The 21,798-nt window shown below is 70.9% G+C and carries 15 protein-coding genes; 8 read left to right on the top strand and 7 right to left on the bottom strand.

All coding sequences use genetic code 11. The features are described from left to right. Nucleotides 1-14: 14 nt before the first annotated feature. Both mutS and CJ014_RS08270 read right to left on the bottom strand, forming a co-directional pair. Nucleotides 15-2,741, bottom strand: coding sequence for a DNA mismatch repair protein MutS (gene mutS / locus CJ014_RS08275; RefSeq protein ID WP_100079994.1), 2,727 nt, complete (start codon nt 2,739-2,741; stop codon nt 15-17). Nucleotides 2,742-2,814: 73 nt separating this feature from the next. Further along, on the bottom strand, nt 2,815-3,633 hold the full coding sequence (locus CJ014_RS08270; RefSeq protein ID WP_100079993.1) for an LOG family protein: 819 nt from the start codon (nt 3,631-3,633) through the stop codon (nt 2,815-2,817). A 394-nt stretch (nt 3,634-4,027) separates the two neighbouring features. Here CJ014_RS08270 and CJ014_RS27800 point away from each other — a divergent pair, with 394 nt between their 5' ends. The 7 genes from CJ014_RS27800 to CJ014_RS08235 all read left to right on the top strand — a co-directional run bounded on the left by CJ014_RS27800 (nt 4,028) and on the right by CJ014_RS08235 (nt 13,844). Further along, entirely contained in the window at nt 4,028-7,684 is a 3,657-nt protein-coding gene (locus CJ014_RS27800) for a tetratricopeptide repeat protein (protein WP_165790794.1), read from the top strand. Further along, nucleotides 7,681-9,126, top strand: coding sequence for a tetratricopeptide repeat protein (locus tag CJ014_RS08260; RefSeq protein WP_100079992.1), 1,446 nt, complete (start codon nt 7,681-7,683; stop codon nt 9,124-9,126). The genes CJ014_RS27800 and CJ014_RS08260 overlap by 4 nt, the downstream gene beginning before the upstream one ends. Nucleotides 9,127-9,376: 250 nt before the next feature. Then, nucleotides 9,377-10,396 (top strand): sulfate ABC transporter substrate-binding protein, encoded by a 1,020-nt coding sequence (locus CJ014_RS08255; RefSeq protein WP_100079991.1) that lies wholly within the window; start codon nt 9,377-9,379, stop codon nt 10,394-10,396. 166 nt (nt 10,397-10,562) lie between these two features. Then, nucleotides 10,563-11,405, top strand: coding sequence for a sulfate ABC transporter permease subunit CysT (gene cysT / locus CJ014_RS08250; RefSeq protein ID WP_100079990.1), 843 nt, complete (start codon nt 10,563-10,565; stop codon nt 11,403-11,405). Beyond that, the gene (cysW, locus tag CJ014_RS08245) at nt 11,392-12,318 is read left to right on the top strand and encodes a sulfate ABC transporter permease subunit CysW (RefSeq protein WP_425351900.1); all 927 of its coding nucleotides are present in this window, start codon (nt 11,392-11,394) and stop codon (nt 12,316-12,318) included. The genes cysT and cysW overlap by 14 nt, the downstream gene beginning before the upstream one ends. 11 nt (nt 12,319-12,329) lie before the next feature. After that, nucleotides 12,330-13,373 carry a sulfate/molybdate ABC transporter ATP-binding protein gene (locus CJ014_RS08240; RefSeq protein WP_100079989.1) on the top strand — a complete coding sequence of 348 codons (1,044 nt, stop codon included), beginning with the start codon at nt 12,330-12,332 and terminating at the stop codon, nt 13,371-13,373. Nucleotides 13,374-13,457: 84 nt separating this feature from the next. After that, nucleotides 13,458-13,844, top strand: coding sequence for a hypothetical protein (locus CJ014_RS08235; protein WP_100079988.1), 387 nt, complete (start codon nt 13,458-13,460; stop codon nt 13,842-13,844). On the opposite strand, the gene hrpB is transcribed toward CJ014_RS08235, so the two are convergent. The 3 genes from hrpB to CJ014_RS08220 form a co-directional block, all read right to left on the bottom strand. Continuing rightward, entirely contained in the window at nt 13,845-16,307 is a 2,463-nt protein-coding gene (gene hrpB / locus CJ014_RS08230; protein WP_100080107.1) for an ATP-dependent helicase HrpB, read from the bottom strand. 11 nt (nt 16,308-16,318) lie between these two features. Then, complete coding sequence (locus CJ014_RS28150; protein WP_245427186.1) at nt 16,319-17,515, bottom strand: lytic murein transglycosylase; 1,197 nt, start codon at nt 17,513-17,515, stop codon at nt 16,319-16,321. A 74-nt stretch (nt 17,516-17,589) separates the two neighbouring features. Further along, nucleotides 17,590-18,495, bottom strand: a complete 906-nt coding sequence (locus tag CJ014_RS08220) for a DMT family transporter (protein ID WP_245427184.1) — start codon at nt 18,493-18,495, stop codon at nt 17,590-17,592. Between the two features lie 165 nt (nt 18,496-18,660). Here CJ014_RS08220 and CJ014_RS08215 point away from each other — a divergent pair, with 165 nt between their 5' ends. After that, on the top strand, nt 18,661-19,722 hold the full coding sequence (locus CJ014_RS08215) for a glycosyltransferase (RefSeq protein WP_100079987.1): 1,062 nt from the start codon (nt 18,661-18,663) through the stop codon (nt 19,720-19,722). On the opposite strand, the gene CJ014_RS08210 is transcribed toward CJ014_RS08215, so the two are convergent. Further along, nucleotides 19,680-20,924: a glycosyltransferase gene (locus tag CJ014_RS08210; protein WP_100079986.1), complete on the bottom strand. Its 1,245-nt coding sequence runs from the start codon at nt 20,922-20,924 to the stop codon at nt 19,680-19,682. The two genes, CJ014_RS08215 and CJ014_RS08210, sit on opposite strands and share 43 nt — an antisense overlap. A 7-nt stretch (nt 20,925-20,931) precedes the next feature. Further along, nucleotides 20,932-21,798, bottom strand: a complete 867-nt coding sequence (locus CJ014_RS08205) for a WecB/TagA/CpsF family glycosyltransferase (protein WP_100079985.1) — start codon at nt 21,796-21,798, stop codon at nt 20,932-20,934.

Below are 21,798 nucleotides of genomic sequence, written 5' to 3'. Positions count from 1 at the left end.
CGCATGCCGAACAATCAACCATGCGCCCGTCCGATCCCGGCGCGCAGCGCTTTCAGCCGATAGACCGCCTCGAGCGCCTCGCGCGGGCTGAGTTCGTCGGGCGCCAGCGCGTCGATCGCCGCGAGGAGTTCCGCCTCGGCCGGATCCGGCGGCGCCTCGACCGGCGCGGCGGCCGGACGGCGGGCGAGCGAGAACAGCGGCAGGTCGTCGAGCATCGAGACGGCGTTGTTGCCGCCGGACTTCTCCAGCTCGGCCAGCACGGCGCGCGCCCGCTCGATCACCGGCCGCGGCAGGCCGGCGAGCTTGGCCACCTGGATGCCGTAGGAGCGGTCGGCCGAACCCGGCACGATCTCGTGCAGGAACACCACGTCGCCGCGCCATTCCTTCACCTTGACGGTGGCGTTGACGACGCGCGGCAGCCGCTCGGAGAGGGCGGTCAGCTCGTGATAATGCGTCGCGAACAGCGTGCGGCAGCGATTGGCCTCGTGCAGATGCTCGATGGTCGCCCAGGCGATCGACAGGCCGTCGTAGGTGGCGGTGCCGCGGCCGATCTCGTCGAGAATGACGAAGGAGCGCGCTCCCGCCTGGTTAAGGATGGCGGCCGTCTCGATCATCTCCACCATGAAGGTGGAACGGCCGCGGGCGAGGTCGTCGGCGGCGCCGACGCGCGAGAACAGCCGGTCGACGACGCCGATATGCGCCGATTTGGCCGGCACGAAGGAGCCGATCTGGGCGAGCACGGCGATCAGCGCGTTCTGCCTCAGGAAGGTCGATTTGCCGGCCATGTTGGGACCGGTGACCAGCCAGAGCTTGCCGGCTGCCTCGCCGCCGACATCGCAGCCGTTGGCGACGAATGAGCCGCCTTGCTCGCGCAATACCTGCTCGACCACCGGGTGGCGGCCGCCGTCTATGCGGAAGGTGAGGCTGTCGTCGACACGCGGCCGGACGTAGCCCTCGGCGGCGGCGAGTTCGGCCAGCGACGTGGCGACGTCGAGGGCGGCCAGCATGTCGGCCGCCCGCTTGATGGCGATGCCGGCCTCCACCGTCGCCCGCGCCAGGTCGGCGAAGACGGAAAGCTCGATGGCGAGCGCCCGCTCGGCGGCCGAGGCGATGCGGCCTTCGAGCTCGGAGAGTTCGGTGGTGGAAAAACGCATGGCGCCGGCCAGCGTCTGCCGGTGGATGAACAGCCGGTTGAGCGGTTCGCTGGTCATCGCCTGGGCGTAATTGGGCGCCACCTCGATGAAATAACCGAGCACGCCGTTGTGCTTCACCTTCAGCGACTTGATGCCGGTCGTCTCGGCATAGGTCTGCTGCAGGGCGGCGATCACCTGCCGGCTCTGGTCGCGCAGGGCGCGCGCCTCGTCGAGGTCGGAGCGGAAGCCCTGCCGCACGAAGCCGCCGTCGCGCTTCAGGAGCGGCAATTCGTCGTCGAGCGCCGCCATGAGCCGGGCGGCGAGTTCGGCCGGCGCCGCTTCGAGGCCGTGGGCGATGCGGTCTATCTCGCTGCCGGCGCCGCCGGCCTCCCGAAGGCCGCCGGCCAGTCGGGCGGCGGCATTGAGCCCGCCGGCGATGGCGGCGAGGTCGCGCGGCCCGCCGCGGTCGAGGCTGACGCGGGTGAGGGCGCGGGCCATGTCCGGCACGCCGGCGAGATCCCGGCGCAGCCGCGCCCGAAGCGTCGTCTCGGCAAGGAAGAAATCGACGGCGTCGAGCCGGTCGCGGATGGCATCGGGATCGGCGAGCGGCGCGGCCAGCCGGTCGGCGAGGAGGCGGGCGCCGGCGCCCGACACCGTGCGGTCGATGGCGTGGAGCAGCGAGCCGCGCCGCTCGCCGGCGAGCGTACGGCAGAGTTCGAGGTTGGCCCGGCTCGCCGCGTCGATGGCCAGCGCGCCGCCGAGGCTTTCGCGCGCCGGCGGGTCGAGCGGCGGCCGGCTGCCGACCTGCGTCTTGTCGACATAGGCGACGATGGCGGCGGCGGCCGTCAGCTCCAGCCGGCTGAAGCTGCCGAACGCGTCGAGCGAGGCGACGGAGAAGAAGTCGGCGAGGCGGTGCTCGGCGGTGGCGGCGTCGAAGAAGGCGCGCGGCAGCGGCACCACGGCCGGGCTCGCCGCCTTGAAGGTCCGGCGCAATTCGTCGTCGTCGAACAGGCCGTCGGCGGCCAAGAGTTCGCGCGGCTCGATGCGGGCGAGCAGCGCCGGCAGGGCGGCGGCCGTCGTCTCGGCCAGGCGGAAGGCGCCGGTCGACATGTCGGCCCAGGCGACGGCGAAGGCGTCGGCGGCGCTCTCCGTCCCTTTCTGGCGGGCAACGGCGGCGAGATAGTTGGAGCGGCGGGCGTCGAGAAGATTGTCCTCGGTCAGCGTGCCGGGCGTGACCAGGCGGACGACGTCGCGCCGCACCACCGATTTCGAGCCGCGCTTCTTGGCTTCCGCCGGATCCTCCATCTGCTCGCAGACGGCGACGCGGTGGCCGAGGGCGATCAGGCGCTGGAGATAGTCGTCGGCGGCATGCACCGGCACGCCGCAGAGCGGGATGTCCTCGCCGCGATACCTGCCGCGCTTGGTCAGCGTGATGCCGAGCGCCCGCGAGGCCACCTCGGCGTCCTCGAAGAACATCTCGTAGAAATCGCCCATCCGATAGAACAGCAGGCAGTCGGGATTGGCCGCCTTGATCTCGATGAACTGCGCCATGGCGGGCGTCGCCACGTCGGCGGTCCGGTCGTCGGGGAGAACTTGCGCGTCGGTCATGGAGGCGGAAGCTAACAAAGCCCGCGCCGCTTTTCACGCGCCAAATGTCCGGCGGTTGCGGTTATCCAGCTTGTCATTCCGGCACGGGCGAGGGGCGCGTCAGCACGCCCTCGCCGTAGCGGGCCTTGTCGCGGTTGCGGTGCGAGCCGAGGTTCTCGGAGGCGAGGTAGCTCCATATTTCCTCGGCCGTTTCGGCAAAATGCACGAGGCCGATGTCCTCGCGGTTGATCATGCCGTAGTCGGCCAGCGCGTCGAAGTTGATCACCTTGTGCCAGTATTCGCCGTCGACCAGCACCACCGGGATGCGGGTGCCCTTGTGGGTCTGGGTCAGCGTCAACAGTTCGAACAGCTCGTCGAAGGTGCCGAAGCCGCCGGGGAACACCACCAGCGCGTTGGCGCGCATGGCAAGGTGCATCTTGCGCATGGCGAAGTAATGGAACCGGAAGGTCAGTTGCGGCGTCGTATAGGCGTTGGGTTCCTGCTCGTGGGGCAAGGTGATGTTGAAGCCGATGGTCGGCGCGCCGGCGTCGCGGGCGCCGCGGTTGGCCGCCTCCATGATGCCGGGGCCGCCGCCGGTGGCGATGACGTTGTCGAAGAAGCCGTCGGTGCGATTGACGGCGCCGCCGCGCTCGGAAGCGATGCGGCCGAATTCGCGCGACGTGGCGTACCAGCGATTGTGGAGCGGATCGCCGTTCTCATGGACGCGGGCCGAGCCGAACACCACCAGCGTCGAGCGGATGCCCCAGGCCTTCAGCGTCTGCTCGGCCTTGGAATATTCAAGCATGAAGCGGACGCCGCGCATCGAATCCGACAACAGGAAATCGTTGTCGATGGCGGGCAGGACAAAGGCCTTCGAGGTCTTCTGGGCGGTGTTGTCGGCGATGTCGGTCATGCGGTCAGTCCAGGATTCCGGCCAGAAACGGCGATAGGGGCAAGGATAGGGATCGGGACCTTAAGGAACGCTGAAACGCGGCCGCACTGTGGCAGGAAGGCGTCGGCCGGTGCCGGGCAAGGCCGCCCGGACGGGTGGAAGCGGATATAATCATTTTCGAATCAGGCCGCTCGCTCCATGGAGGGGCCTGGACCGATGGCGGCATCTGGAGCTGAAACTGGACGAACACCTGACGATCGACGAGGGCCGCCAGCTTTGGGCGCCGGACGCTGCCGCCTCCGCTCGCCTCGATGCGGTGCGTCTCGCGCTCGCCGACGGGAACTGGACGGCAGGTTTCGCCGAGTTCGAGCGCCGTCCTTTCGCTTCCCCATCCGATCGTCCGCGCTGGAACGGCATGCGGTCGCCGGCGGCCCGCGTCGTCGTGTTCGCCGAAGAGCACGAGTGCGACACGCTTGCCTTCGCCCGCTTTCTGCCGGAACTCGCCGCCCGCGTGCTGTCGCTGACGCTCGCCGTGCCGTCCGGGCAACGGACGCGCCTCTCGTCCTTTGCCGCCGCCTTCGGCAACCTGCCGCTCGTCGATGTCGCCGGGCTGCCGCCGCACGATCTCGTCCTGCCGCTCGCCTCGGCGCCGGCCGTGCTCGGGCTTTCGCCGGATAGCGTGCCGCCGCCGCGCCTTTTGCCGCCATCGCCACGGACCGGCACGACCATCGGCGTGGCGCTGGCGCCATCGCCCTGGGGCGGAGGTTCCGAAGCGGCGCCGGACGGCATCGCGGCGGTGCTCCGCCAGGCGTTTCCCGGCTTCCGCTTGCTGGCCCTCGATCGGGCGGCGGCCCGGCGGCTCGGCGGCGAGATGGCCGACGCCGATCCGGCCACGCTCGCCGGCCTCGATCTGGTCGTCGCCACCGACGGCCCCGCGGCCCACGCCGCCGGCGTCGCCGGCGTGCCGCTCTGGCTGCTGCTCGACGAGGCGCCGCACTGGCTGTGGGGGCGCCGGGGACGCCTCAGCCGCTGGTACCCCGCCGCCCGTCTGTTCCGCGCCGGGGGGCCGGGCTGGCAAGGCGTCACCGAGGCGCTCGCGTCGGAGGCAAAAGCGCTCGCCGCGCCGGGGCTGTCCGACATTGCCGCGCTCGACCGGCTGGCGGCGGCTGCCGAAGGCGTCGAGGGCGCCTCGGCGGCCGGCGCCGCTCTGCCGTTTGCCGCCCGTCTGGTGGCGCTCGATCCGGCCGATCCGGCGGCTTGGGCGCGGCTTGCCGGGCTCTTGTTGCGCGTCGGCGAGACGGTCGACGCCGACCGGGCGCTCGATGCCGGGCTTTCCGCCGGCGCGCGCCATGTTCCGCTGCTGCTGCTTGCCGCCCGCCGCGATCTCGAGCAGGGCAAGCCCGCCGCGGCCCTTCGCCACGCCGACCGGGCGCTCGGCGTCGATCCCGCCTGCATCGACGCCCTGAGGGCGCGCGCCGCCGCCTTCGCCGCGCTCGGCGAACCGGCCAGGGCGGAATTCGCCCTCCGGCAGGCGGTGCAGGCGGCGCCGCATCGGGCCGATCTTCTGGTCGCCTGGGGTGAAGCGCTGAGAAAGCTCGGAGATGCCCGCGGCGCCTGTCGCGCCTTCGAGCGGGCCGTCATTGCCGAGGATGGCGCCGATGCCCGTCTCGGTCTCGGGCGCCTGGCGGCAACAGCCGGCGAGACCGGGCTCGCCCTGCATTTCCTCGGATCGGCCGTGGCCTGCGACGGCGGCCATAGCGAGGCGGCGATGGAATTCGCCCTCGCGCTCTCCGCCGCCGGCCGCGGCCGCGAGGCGATCGACGTGCTGCGCCGTCTCGTTGCCCGCCGCCCGGTCCCGGCCGCCCGCGCCTTCCTCGGCGAATTGCTGCTGGCCTCCGGCGACTTTGCCGCCGGCCTTGCCGAGTTCGAGTGGCGGCGCGGCGAAGCGCCCGCCCTGCCGGCCCTTTCCGACCTCGCCGGCCGGGATGTGGTGCTCACCGCCGAGGGCGACGCCGGGGTGCTGATCCGTTTCCTGCGGTTTGTCCCGGCGCTCAAGGCGGCTGATGCGGCCAGTGTCCGCATCGCCGGCGCCGACGAACTGGCGCCGCTGCTGGCCGATATCGACGGGATCGACGGCACGGGCGAGGCGTCTGACGGCGATCTGGTGCTGCCGGTGATGAGCCTGCCGGCGCTGCTCGGCCTTGCCGCCCGCGACCTGCCGGCGTCGCGCCGCTCTCTCGCCGCCGATCCGGTCGCGGTGACGAACGCGGCGCGGGCCTTCGCCCACCTCGAAGGCTTCCGCGTCGGCCTGGCGCTCGACGGTCTGGCCGGCACCGCCGATATTGCGGCGCTCGCCACCCTGCCCAACGTCGCCTTCGTCGCCCTCGACACAAGCGCGGTGGCGCGTGTTCCGGATGCCTGGCCGCTCGCCGCCGCCCGGGTTGACTTCGACAGGATCGCCGCCGCCCTTCCGAACCTCGACGCCGTGGTGGCATCGGCGGGGAGCCCGGTTGCGGCGCTGGCCGGTGCCGTCGGCCGGCCGGCCTTCGTCGTCGGGCCGGATCGCGACGACTGGCTATGGCTGGAAGAAGACGGCCGCACGCCCTGGTTCCCGGCCACGCGCCTTTTCCGCCGCCGCCCGGGCGAGGCGGCAGGCGATCCGTGGTCCCGTCTCGTCGCGGCTCTCGCCGCTTTCGCGGCCGGCGACCGCGCCGTTCCTTTCCGGGCCGATCCCGCCCCCGCCGCCGATGTTCCTGCCGAGGGAGACGATCTCCCGCCGGCCGTCATGCTCGCGCGCGCCGGTCTTGCCGCTCTTGCCGGCCGCGACGACCACCGCGCCGTCCTGTTGCTCGGCGACGCCATCGCTGCCGGCGCCGCCGAGCCGGATCTCCGCGAGAAACTGGCCGCCGCCCTTCTGCGCATCGGCGAGCGCGACCGGGCCGGCAATCTCCTTGCCACGCTGGTCGCCGAGGCGCCCACCGCCGAACGGCTCGTCGAGCTGTCGGACGCCGGCCGGCTTGGCGGCCGTCCGGAAGAAGCGCTCGCCCACGCCGAGCGGGCGGCCGAGCTGCGGCCCGACCTCGCCCGCGCCCATCGTGCGGTCGGCAAGGCGCTGGTGGCGCTTGGCCGGGCCGGCGAGGCCCTTCTCTCCTACGGCCGCGCCTCGGCCCTGGCGCCGACCGATCCCGAACTCGCGATGGACGAGGCGGAGGCGCTGCTGATTGCCGGCGACTACCGGCGCGGCTTCGCCCGCGCCGAGGTGCGCTGGCAGGCCGCCGAGCTGCTGCCGCGCCGCTTTTCGGCGCCACGCTGGACCGGCGAGGACATCGGCGGCCGGACGCTCTTCGTTCACGGCGAACGCGATCTCGGGCTGGACATCGCCTTTGCCCGCTTCCTGCCGCAGCTCGTGGCGCGCGGGCCACGGCTCGTCCTGGAGGTTCGCCCGGCGCTGACCGATCTGTTCCGCCGGCTCGATCTCGGCAGCAACGTCACGGTGGTCGAGCAGGGGCGGCGCCTGCCGCCCTACGATCTCGAAGTGCCGCTTCGAAGCCTGCCGCATGTGTTCGGTACCGAGCGGGACGGTCTGCCGCCGTCCGCCCTGTTCCGGCCCGACCCCTTGCGCGTCGACGCCTGGCGCCACCTTGCCGGCGGCGACGGCCGGCCTGCCGTCGGCCTTTACTGGCGAAGCGCCGCCGACGCCGCCTGTCTGGCGCCGCTCGCCGGTCTCGACGGCGTCCGCCTGTTCGCCCTCGACCGCCGCACGGGCCGGGCGTCCCTCGCCGCGCTGCCGAAGGGGCTCGCCGTCGAGCCGCTGGGCGACCGGCTGGGCGGCTTCGTCGAGACGGCGGCGGCGATGACGGCGCTCGACGCGATCGTCGCGCCCGTTTCGGCTACCGCCCACCTTGCCGCCACGCTCGGCCGGCCGACGGTGGTGATCGATCCATCGGCCACGGACTGGCTTTGGGCGGGCGAGGGCGGCGCGCCCTGGTATCCCGCCGCCCGCATTCTGCGCCATGGCGATGATCTCGCCGGTCTGCTGCGCGATCTTCTTCCCGAAAGGTCGGCGCCATGACCGAAACGGTTGTCGACCAGTTGCTGGCCCGTGCCGCCGCCGCCGAGGCGATCCACAAGTGGATCGAGGCGGTGGCGCTCTACGAGGTGGCGCTCGTGCGGTCGCCGGACCATGTGCCGGCCATGCTGGGCGCCGCTGCCGCCGCCCGCGCCAACGGCGATCATGCCCGCGCCGTCGTGTTCCTGACGCGCGCCGACCGCACCGAGCCCGGCCGCGCCGACATCGCCGCCGCGCTTGGCGAGGCGCTTGCCGCGACGTCTCGCCTGCCGGAAGCCGCCGCCGCCTTCGAGCGGGCCCGCGCCGCCAGGCCGCTCGACGCCGGACTTGCCGCCCGCCTCGGCCTGGCGCGCCTGGCCGCCGGCGATGCGGCCGGCGCGGTTTCGGCCTTCGAGGCGGCATTGCGCCTCGACCCGGCCGAGCCGAGCGCCCTTGGCGGCCTCGGTTCGGCGCTCGCCGCCGCCGGCCGTCCGCTGGCGGCGGTCGAGGCCTTTCGCCGGGCCGGCCAGTCCCGTCCGCGCGCCGACCGGGCGGCGGCGTTGCTGTCGCTCGGCGACATGGCCGGCGGTTTCGCCGACCTCGACGCCGTCGCCGCCCGTCCGGCTTGGGCGAGCCGTCTGCCGGCCTGGGCCGGCGGTCCGCTCGACGGTCCGCTTGTCGTCTGGGCCGGCGCCGATCCGCTCGATCTCGTTGCCTTCGCTCCGGCATTGCCGCTCGCCCGGCCGCTGGTGGCCGAACTGATTTTGGTGGCGCCGAAGCCCCTCATGCGTCTCGCCTCGGCGCTGGCCGGCGTCGGCCGGGTGATTGCCGACAACGACGATAGCGCCGGCCGGACGGCGGCCGCCGCGGCGCCGCTTGCCGGCCTGCCGCATCGGCTGGGCCTCACCGCCGGCAGTTTTGTCCCGACCGGCCCGCTGCTCGCCGCCGAGCCGTTGCTCGCCGACCGCTGGAGCGCCCGGCTGGAGCTCGGCCGGGGGCGGCCGGCCGTCGGCCTCGCCTGGGGCGGAGGCCTCGGGCCCGACGATCTCGCTCCGCTCGCCGGCATCGGCGACCTGCGTTTCGTCGCCCTCGAACGGTTGCCGTCGGCCCTGCTGGCCCGCTCCTCGGCGCCGTCCGGTTGGGAGGTGGTCGGCACGCCGGTCCGCGTCGAGCATCCCGGCCCGGATTTCGAGGCCGGCGTCGACGCCCGCGTCGACTGCGCCGCGCTTCTCGGTGGGCTCGACGCGGTGATCGCCGTGGACGGCCTGCCGCTTCGCCTGGCCGGTCTGCTCGGCCGGCCGGGCGTCGCCCTGCTTCCCGCCGCGGCCGGCTGGATCTGGCGGCTGGAGGGCGAAAAAACGCCCGTTTATCCGTCCCTGTCGCTGCTGAGGCAGCCGCCGCAGGGATCGTTCGCCGGCTTGCTGCCCGACGCCGTCCGGCGCGTCAGGGACATGGTCCGTTTTTGATCCTCAGAGGAAAATCCCACCGGAAACCATCGGCTTCCGGGAAGCATGTTGCCTCGGATCGCGTAATGGGCGACAATAACGGAATGAAATTTTACAAACCGACCATTTCGGAGGGAATGCTATCTCTTGCCAATTGAAGTCGTCCTTTTAGGATTTCAGCCTGTCGGGAGGCACTGAGGGGCCCGAGAGGCGGCCTAAGCTCCCGGACAGGCGCGATGCGCGGCATCGCTCGAGGCTGGAGACTGGAAGCATGAGAGGCTCGAAACTACAGGGACTGTTCGCCGCCGTCGTCGCGGCACCGCTCGCCTTCGCCGCTCCCGCCATGGCGGTGACGCTGACCAACGTGTCCTACGACCCGACGCGCGAATTCTACGAGGCCTACAACGCGGCCTTCGCGACGCATTGGAAGGCGGAGACCGGCGAGGACATCACCGTCCGCGCCTCGCACGGCGGCTCCGGCAAGCAGGCGCGCGCCGTCATCGACGGCCTGCCGGCCGACGTGGTGACGCTGGCGCTCGAAAGCGACATCAACGCCATCGTCGAGGCGACCGGCAAGATCCCGGCCGACTGGCGCGGCAAGCTGCCGCACAATTCCGCCCCCTACACCTCGACCATCGTTTTCCTGGTGCGCAAGGGCAACCCCAAGGGCATTCACGACTGGGGCGACCTCATCAAGGACGATATCCAGGTGATCACCCCCAATCCGAAGACCTCGGGTGGCGCCCGCTGGAACTATCTTGCCGCCTGGGCCTGGGCTGCCGGTGAGTACGGCGGCGACGAGGCGAAGATTCGCGACTACGTCTCGACCCTCTTCAAGCACGTGCCGGTGCTCGACACCGGCGCCCGCGGCTCGACCGTCACCTTCGCCCAGCGCGAGCTCGGCGACGTGCTGCTCGCCTGGGAGAACGAGGCCTTCCTGGCGCTCGACGAATTCGGAGCCGACAAGTTCGACATCGTGGTGCCGCCGCAGTCGATCCTGGCCGAACCGCCGGTCGCCGTCGTCGAGGCGAACGCCAAGGCCAACGGCACCGAGAAGGAGGCCCGCGCCTATCTCGAATATCTTTACTCGGCCGAAGGGCAGACGCTGGCCGCCAAGTACCATTATCGGCCGTCCGAGCCGAAGCTGGTCGACCCCGAGCTTCTCAAGGCGATCCCCGAGCTGAAGCTGGTCAGCATCGACGATCCGCTGTTCGGTGGCTGGGCCAAGGCGCAGCCCTACCACTTCGGCGACGGCGGTGTGTTCGACCAGATCTACAAGCCCGCGCAATAATGACCAGCACCGCCGGCGGCTCGTCCGCCGGCGACGACGAGTGGAGGGACTGCCATGTGGATCGCAACGGTGCCGCCCGGGTTTCTCTTTCCGCTGACCGAACGAGACCTTGACGCCGGCGGGCCGGGTGATCCCGGTCGGCCGGTTTCTCCCGAAAGAGAGGCAGATGACCCTCAACGCGCCCTTCGTCAAGCCGAGCGTCCTGCCGGGCTTCCGCCTGACCATCGCCTTCACGATTCTGTATCTGGCGGCGATCGTTCTCCTGCCGCTTGGCGCCCTGCTCTACCGGGCTTCTTCGCTGGGGGTGCATGAGATTGTCGCCCTGGCGCTCGACAGCCGCACGCTGTCGGCGCTGAGGCTGTCCTTTCTGACGAGCTTCGCGGCGGCCGCCTTCAACGTGCCGTTCGGCCTGCTGATCGCTTGGGTGCTGGTGCGCTATGATTTTCCCGGCCGCCGCTTCTTCGACGCCATCATCGACCTGCCATTCGCCCTGCCGACGGCGGTGGCGGGCATCGCGCTGACCGCGCTTTACGCGCCGAACGGCTGGATCGGCGCCGTCGCCGCCCCCTTCGGCCTCAAGATCGCCTTCACGCCGATCGGCGTCTTCCTGGCGCTGGTGTTCGTCGGCCTGCCGTTCATCGTCCGCACGGTGCAGCCGGTGCTCGCCGAGGTCGACCGCGAGCTCGAGGAGGCCGCCGCGACGCTCGGCGCCGGCCGGCTCAGGACCATCGCGTCGGTGGTGCTGCCGGTGCTGAGCCCGGCCATCCTCACCGGTTTCGCGCTGGCCTTCGCCCGGGCGGTCGGCGAATACGGCTCGGTGATCTTCATCGCCGGCAACATTCCCTATGTCTCGGAGATCGCGCCGCTGCTCATCGTCATCAAGCTCGAGGAGTTCGACTACGCCGGCGCCACCGCCGTCGCGGCCATCATGCTGGCGATCAGCTTTGCGACGCTTCTCTTCATCAACCTGATCCAGGCCCGGGCGCGCGCGAGGTATGGCCATGTCTGACAGTTCCGTCGCGCTTGCCGCGTCGCTCGAGGAGGCGCCGGCCGCCGGATCGGTGGCCGTCCGGCCGCCGCGGCGGCGCCTGCCGACCGAGGAGGCCCCATGGGTCAGGCGCCTGCTGATCACGCTGGCGGTCGGCTTTCTCGCCCTGTTCCTGCTGCTGCCGCTCGTCACCGTTTTCATGGAGGCTTTCCGGAAAGGCGCCGGCGCCTTCATTCACGCCTTCGCCGACCCGGCCGCCATCGACGCCATCATCCTGACGCTGGTGGTCGCCGCCATCGCCGTGCCGGCCAATCTCGTCTTCGGCGTTGCCGCGGCCTGGGCGGTCGCCAAGTTCGACTTCCGGGGCAAGGCTTTTCTGGTGACGCTGATCGACCTGCCCTTTTCGGTGTCGCCGGTGGTGGCCGGTCTCGTCTACGTGCTGCTCTACGCCAGCCACGGCATTTTCGGCGGCTTGCTGCAGGCCAACGGCATCCAGATCATCTTCGCTCTGCCGGGCATCATCATGGCGACGGTCTTCGTCACCTTTCCCTTCATCGCCCGCGAGCTGATCCCGCTGATGGAGGAGCTCGGCAATACCGACGAGGAGGCGGCGCTGACGCTCGGCGCCTCCGGCCTGCGCATGTTCTGGACGGTGACGCTGCCCAACGTCAAATGGGCGCTGCTCTACGGCGTGCTGCTCTGCAACGCCCGCGCCATGGGCGAGTTCGGCGCGGTGTCGGTGGTCTCCGGCCATATCCGCGGCTACACCAACACCATGCCGCTGCACATCGAGATCCTCTACAACGAATACCAGTTCGTCGCCGCCTTCGCCGTCGCCTCGCTGCTCGCCGCCCTGGCGCTGGTGACGCTCGGCATCAAGTCCTGGCTGGAGCATCGCTACGCCGGCGATCTCGCCGCCGGTCATCGTCACTGACGGAGCCCCCGATGGAACTCGACATCCGCAACCTCACGAAGACCTTCGGCAGCACGGCGGCCCTGCACGGCGTCGACCTCAAGGTCGCCTCGGGCGAGCTTCTGGCGCTGCTCGGTCCGTCCGGCTCGGGCAAGACGACGCTTCTGCGCTGCGTCGCCGGTCTCGAAATCCCGTCGGGCGGCCAGATCCTGTTCGGCGGCGAGGACGCCAGCCTGAAAAGCGTGCAGGAGCGGCAGATCGGCTTCGTGTTCCAGCACTACGCGCTGTTCAAGCATCTCACCATCGCCGACAATATCTCCTACGGCCTGAGAGTGCGGCCGCGCCGCACGCGGCCGACGGCGGCGGCCATCCGGGACAAGGTCGAGGAACTGCTCGCCCTGATCCAGCTGCCGGGCTACGGCGGCCGCTATCCGAGCCAGTTGTCCGGCGGCCAGCGCCAGCGGGTGGCGCTCGCCCGGGCGCTTGCCGTCGAGCCGCGGGTGCTGCTGCTCGACGAGCCGTTCGGCGCCCTCGACGCCAAGGTGCGCAAGGAGCTGCGCCTGTGGCTGCGGGAGTTCCACGACCGCACCGGCCACACCACGCTGTTCGTGACGCATGACCAGGAGGAGGCGCTCGACCTGGCCGACCGCGTCGTCGTCATGAGCGAGGGCCGCATCGAGCAGGAGGGCACGCCCGAGGACGTCTACGACCGGCCGGCGACGCCCTTCGTCTTCGACTTCATCGGCGAATCGGTCCGCCTCGACATCCACGTCGACAAGGGGCGTCCCTTCGTCGGCCAGCAGGAGGTGTCGATCCCCCGGCTGCCGCCGCTTCTCTTCGACGGGCCGGCGAAACTCTATGTCCGCCCCGAGCATGTCGCTTTCCGCCGCGACGGCGAGGGCCTGTGGGCGACGGTGGTGTCGCTGCACCGCTCCGGCTCGTCGCGCCGCATCGGCTTCCGCGCCGACGGGACCGATACGGTGATCGAAGCCCTGACGCCGGCCGACCGCGAGCCGCCGCGGATCGGCGACCGCGCCGCGCTGGAGATTCAGGCGGCCGGCCTGTTCGCGGCTTGAATCATAGACGGGAGTAATTGCCACTCTTCGCAACCGGTGATAATGGCTACAATTGGAAACATTACCGATTGCCAAGAGGTTGAAATGCGTTGTCTGATTGCCGCTGCCATGCTGGTGGCGCAGGTTACCGCCGCATACGCGGAAGAGCTGACCTACGATCTCAAGTCGGGTGAAACGGTGTCGGAGCAGCTCTATCTGCTCACTCAAGGGAATTGCACGTCCTCGGGGCAGTTTCGAACCAAAGTCCTGAAAGAACCTGCCCACGGCAAGTTGGTCATTCGGCCGGATATCGTCGTCGCAGTCGATCCGCCCTGCAAGGGGCGCAGATTCACCGGAACCAAGTTCTCCTACACCTCGGCCAAGGGCTTCCGCGGCACCGACTATCTGTCGGTCAGCGTCGGCCACCCGGTCGATACCTCCGAAATGCGCTACACCTACACGACCTACGACGTCACGCTGAACGTGCGCTGATCAGGTGCCGCGCGGCTTGGCCCGGCGGGTCGGTTCGGCGGCGAGCGGATCGTCCGGCCAGGGATGCTTCGGATAGCGGCCCTTGAGGTCCTTGGCCACGTCCTTCCACGAGCCGCGCCAGAAACCGGGCAGGTCCCTGGTGGTCTGGATCGGCCGGTGGGCCGGCGACGTCAGCACCAGCGTCAGCGGCACCCGGCCGCCGGCGATCGCCGGGTGGCGGTCGAGGCCGAACAGTTCCTGCACCCGGATTTCGACGGCCGGCCCGCCGTCGGCGCCGTAATCGATGGGCACTCGGCTGCCGGTCGGCGCTTCGAAATGGCTCGGCATCAGCCGGTCCATATCCTGCCTGAGGCCAAAGGGAAGCAGCCGGTCGAGGGCGGCGCCGAGCAGCGCCGCGTCGATGTCGTCGAGCCGCGTCAGCCCGTCGATGAACGGGCCGAGCCAGTCGTCGAGCGTATCGGCAAGGGCGGCGTCCGAGAGGTCCGGCCACGGCGCGCCCACCGTCCGGTTGAGGAAAGCGGCGCGCTCCCTCAGCCGCCGCTGCTCCTTCGACCAGCCGAGACGGTCGACGCCGGTACGGCCGACACCGGATAGGAGGGCGGCGCGCACGTCCGGGCCGGCCGGCGCGGCGATCGGCTCCTCGGCGAGCTTTACCGCTCCGAGCCGGCGGACGCGGCGGGCGCGGACGGCGCGGGCCGCCGGGTCGAACGATACGGTGGTCTCGGCGACGATGCGGGCGGAAAAAAGCGCCTCGATCTCCTCGCGGCAGATGGCGGCGGCAAGCCGGATGCGCGCCCGTTCCGCCTTGCCGGCGAGATCGGCGACGACGATATAGCCTTCCCTGGCCAGCCGGTCGTGCTCCTCGACCATACCGCCGCGACCGCTCGCCAGGCGAAAGGCGCCGCGCTGTCCCCGCGCCTCGGCAACCCGGTCGGGATAGGCGAGGGCAAGGAGGGCGCCGGGAGAGAGCGACGTCGTTGGCGTGTCGGCACCCGCATTGCCCGCCAGCTTCGCCCATTTCGCTGCCATGGCTCGCGCGTCGGCGGCTCGTTGGCCGCGGTCGGCACGCAAGCGCTGAAGGCGGTCGGCGAGATCGGTGGAATCGCCGCCAAGCCCCTGCTCGGTCAGGATCGCGGCGATGTCGGCCGCCATCCGCGCCGCGCCGAACGCCGCCGCACGATGGATCATGTGGGCGAGGCGGGGCGGCAGCGGCAGGCGGGCCAGGGCCTTGCCCTCGCCGGTTATGCGGCCCGCCTCGTCGATCGCCTCGAGGCCGCGCAGCAAGTCCACCGCCTCGTTCCAGGCCGGCTTCGGCGGCGGGTCGAGAAAGGCGAGGGCGGCCGGGTCGCGGATGCCGACGGCGGCGAGATCGAGCGCCAGTTGCGAAAGGTCGGCCTCCAGGATCTCCGGCGTCGAATAGGGTTGCAGCGCCGACGTCTGTCCCTCGTTCCACAGGCGCCAGCAGACGCCCGGCTCGGTGCGGCCGGCGCGGCCGCGCCGCTGGTCGGCCGAGGCGCGGGAAACGCGCACCGTCTCGAGGCGCGTCAGGCCGGTGTCCGGCTCGTATTTCGGAACGCGCGACAGGCCGCCGTCGATGACCAGGCGCACGCCGTCGATGGTCAGCGACGTTTCGGCGATCGCCGTGGTGAGCACCACCTTGCGTTCCGGCGGCCGGCAGGGCCGGATGGCGAAATCCTGCTCGGCGCCGGTCAGCGCGCCGTAGAGAGGCGCGAGGCGAACGCCGGCCGGCAGGCGTCCGTCGAGCCGTTCGGCGACCCGGCGGATTTCCGCCTGTCCCGGCAGGAACACCAGCGCCGAGCCCGCCTCCTCGCGAAGCGCCCGCAGCGTCACCTCGGCTATCTGATCCTCGAAGCGCACGAGCGGGTCGCGGTCGACGTGCCTCGTCTCCACCGGAAAGGCGCGGCCTTCGCTTGCGATCACCGGCGTGCCGCCGAGAAGGCTCGCCACGCGGCCGCCGTCGAGCGTGGCGCTCATCACCACGATCCGGAGATCGTCCCTGAGCGCCGCCCCGTCGAGGGCGAGGGCCAGGCCGAGATCGCCGTCGAGCGAGCGCTCGTGGAACTCGTCGAAAAGCACCGCCGCCACGCCGTCGAGCAGCGGATCCTCGACGATCATGCGCGTGAACACGCCCTCGGTGATCACCTCGATCACCGTTTGGGCCGACACCCTGGAATCCATGCGGACCCGGTAGCCGACCGTCTGCCCGACGCTCTCGCCGAGGCTTTCGGCCATGCGCGCCGCCGCGGCGCGGGCGGCGATGCGGCGCGGCTCGACGACGATCAGCTTGCCCCGCCGCCAGGAAGCATCGAGAAGCGCGAGCGGCACCCGCGTCGTCTTGCCGGCGCCGGGGGCGGCGACGAGGACGAGGCGCGGGTTGCCGTCGAGCGAGGCCCGGATATCGTCGAGCGCCGCGTCGATGGGCAGCGGCGGCAGAAAACGCACCGGGACCGATGTCACCTGAGCGCCCGGAGCACGGCCGAATCCGGCCAGCCGTCGGCCGGCAGCCCGGCCTTCAACTGGAAGCCCCGCACCGCCTCGCGTGTCCGCTGGCCGAGCTTGCCGTCCTTGGGGCCGGCGTCGAAGCCCTGTGCGGTAAGCGCGCCCTGAATGAAGGCGATGTCGGACGCACCGAGCGCCTCGACCTTGCCGTTGCCGGCGCCGACCGGCGGCGCGCCGGCAAGCCGCGTCGCGAAATAGGCGGCGGTCGTCGAATAGACCAGCGATTCGTTCCAGCCGAGGTAGACGTCGAAATTGTGATAGGCGAGGAAGGCCGGGCCGAAGCGGCCCATCGGCAGGTAGAGCGCCGCCACGCCGTCGGGGATGGCCCCGTTGGCGGCGCGCACGCCCATCGCCTGCCATTCGCCGACCGGCTTCTTGATCGGCAGATCGGCCTGGTCCCAGGGCAGGTTCGAGGGAATGTCGACCTCGACGAGCCAGGGCTGGCCCGCCGCCCATCCGAGCGACTGGAGATAGTTGGCGGTCGAGGCCAGCACGTCGGGCGCGCTCTTGATGAGGTTGCGGCGGCCGTCGCCGTCGAAGTCGACGGCGTAGCGAAGGTAGTTGGAGGGCAGGAACTGCGTCTGGCCGAGCTCGCCCGCCCAGGCGCCCTTCATCTCGGACGGCGTGAGGTCGCCGCGCGCCACGATCTGGACGGCGTCGAGCAACTCGTTCTGGAACATCACCGGCCGGCGGCAGTCGTAGGCCAGCGTCGCCAGCGACTGCAGGGTCGGGAAATCGCCGGTATTGGCGCCGAAGTCGCTTTCGAGGCCCCAGACGGCGACGATCACCTGGGGCGGCACGCCGTATTGCGCCTCGATGCGGCCGAACAGGTCGGCATTGTTCCTGATCTTCTGCGCGCCGATGGTCAGGCGGTTCTTGTTGACCATGCGGCCGGCGAACTCGGCGAAGGTCTGCGAGAAGACGCCCTGTCCCCGGTCCTTCCTGATCACCGCCGGATCGAAGGCGATGCCGGAAAGGGCCGAGCGCACCGTGTCCGGGGGAAGGCCGGCGTCGACGAGCGTCTTCGAATAGCCGGCGAGCCACGTGCCGAAGCCGTCGCCCTTGGCGCTGCAGTCGGCAGCGAGACCGGGCGTGGCGAGGACCGGAAGCCCGACAACCAACGCTGTTAGGACGGGAACCGAAGACCGCATGAACACAACCTCCTGAAAGAACCGAACTCGGCTGACGCGAATCATAGCGACATTCGCCGGCAACCGACAGGGCCTCAGTCGGCGCCTGTCGCCGCGCGCCCACGGCCGCCGCGTCCGCCCACCACCACGAGACCGGCGACGACGATCACGGCGGCGCCGATCAGCATCGACGGCCGTGGCCGGTCGCCGAACACCAGCCAGCCGAACAGGATGGCCCAGAGCAGCAGCGAATACTGGATCGGCGCCACCATGGCGGCCGGAGCCAGCTTGAGCGAGCGGGCGATGCAGAGATGGGCGGTCATCGAGATGATGCCGAGGGCGGCCAGCATGACGAGGTCGGTAAGGCCCGGCGCCACCCAGCCGAAGGGCGCCAGGACGGCGCCCACCACGAGCGCGCCGATCGTCTGCCAGAACACCAGCACCCGGTCGGGCGTGCCCCGGAGCTGGCGGCTCTGCACCACCACCATGGCGTAGCAGAGCGAGCCGGCGATGGAAATCAGCGCCGCCCACGAGAGGCTGCCCGAGCCCGGCCGCAGCACGAAGACGACGCCGGCAAAGCCGATGGCGATGGCCAGCCACTGGCGGCGGCCCACCCGCTCGCCGAGCAGCCAGGGCGACAGGGCGGCGACGTAGATCGGCCCGGCGAGATAGAAGGTCATGACGTCGGCGAGCGGCAGGAAGCGGATCGCCATGTAGAAGAACACGATCTCCGCCGTTGCCAGGCCGGCGCGGGACATCTGCATTCCCGGCCGCTCCAGCCGAACGAGCTCCGGCGCGCCGCCTTTCAGAAGCAGAGGCACTAGCACCACGAGCGCGGCGAGCGACCGCACCAGGACGATCTGGCCGGCCGGGAAGGTGCTCGCCAGCCACTTGCCCATGATGTCGTTGACGGCGAACGTGAAGTCGCCGAAGAACATCATGAAGATGCCGAGGCCGACGGCGGAGCCGGCGGCGCGGCGAATGACGGGCTGGGCGGACAACGGGAACTCCGGACATCGGCGGGGGTCGCGTCTCGATAGCCGATCCCGGCTGCCTTGGCGAGGACGGCGGGCCGGTTTTCGGGCGGCGGCCGCTTATTTTCCCGCTTGGCGGGGCGAACGCGCCGAGGATAACCTCGCGCCGGTCATTGCCGTTCTGGAGACGAGATGCCGAAGCTGGATATCCTTCTCTACACCCGCGCCTCCGGCGGCGGCGGCGCCGAGCGCGTCTGGGCGATCCTCGCCAACGGCCTTGCGGCGCGCGGTCATCGCGTCACCTTCGCCTTCGACGAGAAAATGGCCGGCGACGGCGTCGATCCGGCGGTCGACGCGATCGAGATCGGGGGCGGCCACGCCGCCGCCGTGCTGCGGCTCGCCGGCCTGCTGCGCCGCCGCCGCTTCGACGTGGCCGCCGCCGCCGTATCGGTCTCCTGCGTCAAGCTGGCGCTCGCCAAGGCCCTCGCCCTGTCGCGGACCCCGCTGGTTCTCTCCTATCACGGCTTCGAGGAGTACAAGACCGGCCGCTTGTCGGCCGCCGGCTACTACGGCCTGCCGCTGCTGGCTCTTCTGACCAGCCGCTTCGTCGGCGTGTCCGACGGCATCGTCCGGGCGCTCGTCGAGCGATGGCGGGCGCCGGCGGCGCGGACGGAACGCATCTATAACCCGGTGCCGATGATTGCCGCCGCCACGGCCGGTGACATCGCCGCCCGCCTCCCGATCGTCGGGGCCGTCGGCCGCCTGTCGCCGGAAAAAGGCATGGACCTGCTGCTCGACGCCTTCGCCCGCCTGACGACGCCCGACGCGCGCCTCGTCATCGGCGGCGACGGACCCGAGCGGCAGCGCCTTGTCGAGCGGGCGGCCGGTCTCGGCATCGGGGATCGCGTGCGCTTCCTGGGGCGCGTCGCCTCGGCGGCCGAGGTCTACGGCCTTGCCCGCGTCGCGGCGGTACCGTCGCGCACCGAGGCCTTCGGCATGACCACCGTCGAGGCGCTCTCCGCCGGCCTCCGGGTGGTCGCCACCGACTGCGAGGGGTCGCGGGAAATCCTGGCCGGACCCTACGGCGAGCTGGTGCCGGTCGGCGACGCCGCCGCGCTGGCGGCGGCGCTCGATCGGGCGCTGGCGACGCCGCCCGATCCGGCGCCCGGCGTCGCCCGGGCGCAGGAATTCTCGGCCGAGGCCGGCATCGGTCAGTGGGAGCGGCTGTTCGCCGGGCTGGCGGCGCCCGGCTGACGGGCCGGGGAGCGGACACGGCCGAGCGCGATGTGCCGTTCGAACAGCTTCGGCATCTGCACCGCCACCGAATAGGGCGTCACCTTGGCGCGGATCGCTCCGGGGTCGAGCCGGCCGGCGGCGATGTCGGCGGCAAGCCGCGCGAAACCGTCGGCCATCGCCTCGGCGGCCGCCTCGCGGTCTTCCGGCCGCTCGACAAGGAAGCCGGATACGCCGGCCTCGATCAGCGGATCATATTGCGGCAGCCGGATGGCGCCCACCGGCCGGCCGCTCGAAAGCGCCTCCAGGAGATAGCAGGGCATGCCCTCGAAATAGGAGGTGAGGATGCCGGCATGGCAGTCGCGCATGATCGCCGACACGCCCTCTCCGGTCTGGAAACCGTGGCGGACGGTGAACGGCTCGATGGCCGCGAACTCCTTGTCGCGGTGCGGATCGGACGTGCCGACATAATGGAATTCCAATTTGCCGCCGAGCCTGGCGTGAAGGCGCCGCAGCGTCTCGAACATCAGCGGCGGATCCTTGAAGGCATCGAGCCGGCCGGCGAATACGACGCGAAACACGTCGGTTGTTGGAAAAGGCGCCGCCGGGAACCGCTCGGTATCCACCGAAACGGTCATGAACTCGGATTTGCGGGCGATCAGCGGCATCTCCCGCTCGTAGCGGGCGATGATGCTGGGATTGACGCCCACGACGCGGCTGGCCAGGGCGAGGGCGATTTTCTCGCTGAGGCGATGAAGCCACCAGTGGCGGCCGAGAAGACTGTCCATCTTGTCGCCCCTGGTGCCCTCGTTATGCACGAGCTGCACCACCGGATGGCCGATCAGGCGGGCCGGGATCGCCTGCTCGAAGCGCTCGATCTCGGTCGAGGCGGTATCCCCGGCGGCGAGGCGGCGGATGGTGAGAAGATGGCGCATGATGCCGAGGGTGAAGCGCAGCGTCACCGACTGGGTGATCTTCCTGGCCGCCGCATGCAGGCTGTCGCCGGGAATGTGAACCACCGGCAGGAAGTCGATGGACCGACCGTCGTACTCGATCTCCACCGGCTTGCCGATCTCGAGGTCGCCGCGCTCGTCGATGCCGACCAGCAGCATGGACACGCTGTCGGGGTGGCGCGACAGCATCAGCCGCACGTGCGTTTCGATGCCGCCCACCTTGCCGCCGCGCGGATCGATCGAGTGAAAGAGGGTGATGCGATGGACCATCGTCTGTTCACTCCTGGCGGGTGGTATCGTCGGAGGCCGGGAAGAAGCGCCGCCGCGACAGCCGGCCCGCCAGTTCGCGGACATTGTAGCGAACGAGATAGAGGGCCGACAGCGCGTAGCGCTTGGTGAGGCGGCGCGGATCGTGGATGAGCCGCCACAGCCATTCGAGGCCGGCGGCCTGGAACGCCTGCGGCGCCCGGCTCTGGCCACCGCCGATGAAATCGAGCGCCGCGCCGATGCATACGAAGGTGACGCCGGGCGCCCAGCGCCTGGCGAATTCGGCGAAGATTTCCTGCTTGGGCGCGCCGAGCGCGATGAAGCAGATGCGAGCGCCGCTCGACGCGATGCGCTCGGCCGCGGCCCGGGCGTCGATGCCGAAGGGGCTGAAGCCGAAGGGCGGGCTCTCGAGGCTGGCGACGATCAGGCGCGGATATTCGCAGCGCAGCACGGTCTCGGTCGTGGCGAGAATTTCGGGGGTGGTGCCGAAGAAGTGGACGGGAATCCGGGCCAGCGCCGCCGCCTCGCAGAGCGGCCGCACCAGGTCGGCGCCGGTGACGCGCACCAGATTGGCGCCCTGACGCCGCGCCATGGCCACCACCGGCGCGCCGTCGGCCGACACGTAGGTCGCCTGGTCATAGGCGGCACGGAAGGCCGGATCGTGCTCCAGCTTGACGAGATGATCGAGGTTCAGCGTGAAAACCGTGCCGCCGCGGCCGGTCAGCGCGTCGAAGGTGACGAGGTGGACGAGGTCCGCCTGCTTGCCGATATTGACACGCGCCGCATCGATCACCGCGATCGGTTCGGGAGCGTGATTGGCCTCGGTGGGATCGGCGGCGGGGGCCGTGACCGGGCGATCATGGAACAGACCTGACAT

It is taken from the genome of Pleomorphomonas carboxyditropha (assembly GCF_002770725.1).
Lineage (GTDB): Bacteria > Pseudomonadota > Alphaproteobacteria > Rhizobiales > Pleomorphomonadaceae > Pleomorphomonas > Pleomorphomonas carboxyditropha.
This window is presented reverse-complemented; position numbering and strand designations above follow the sequence as displayed.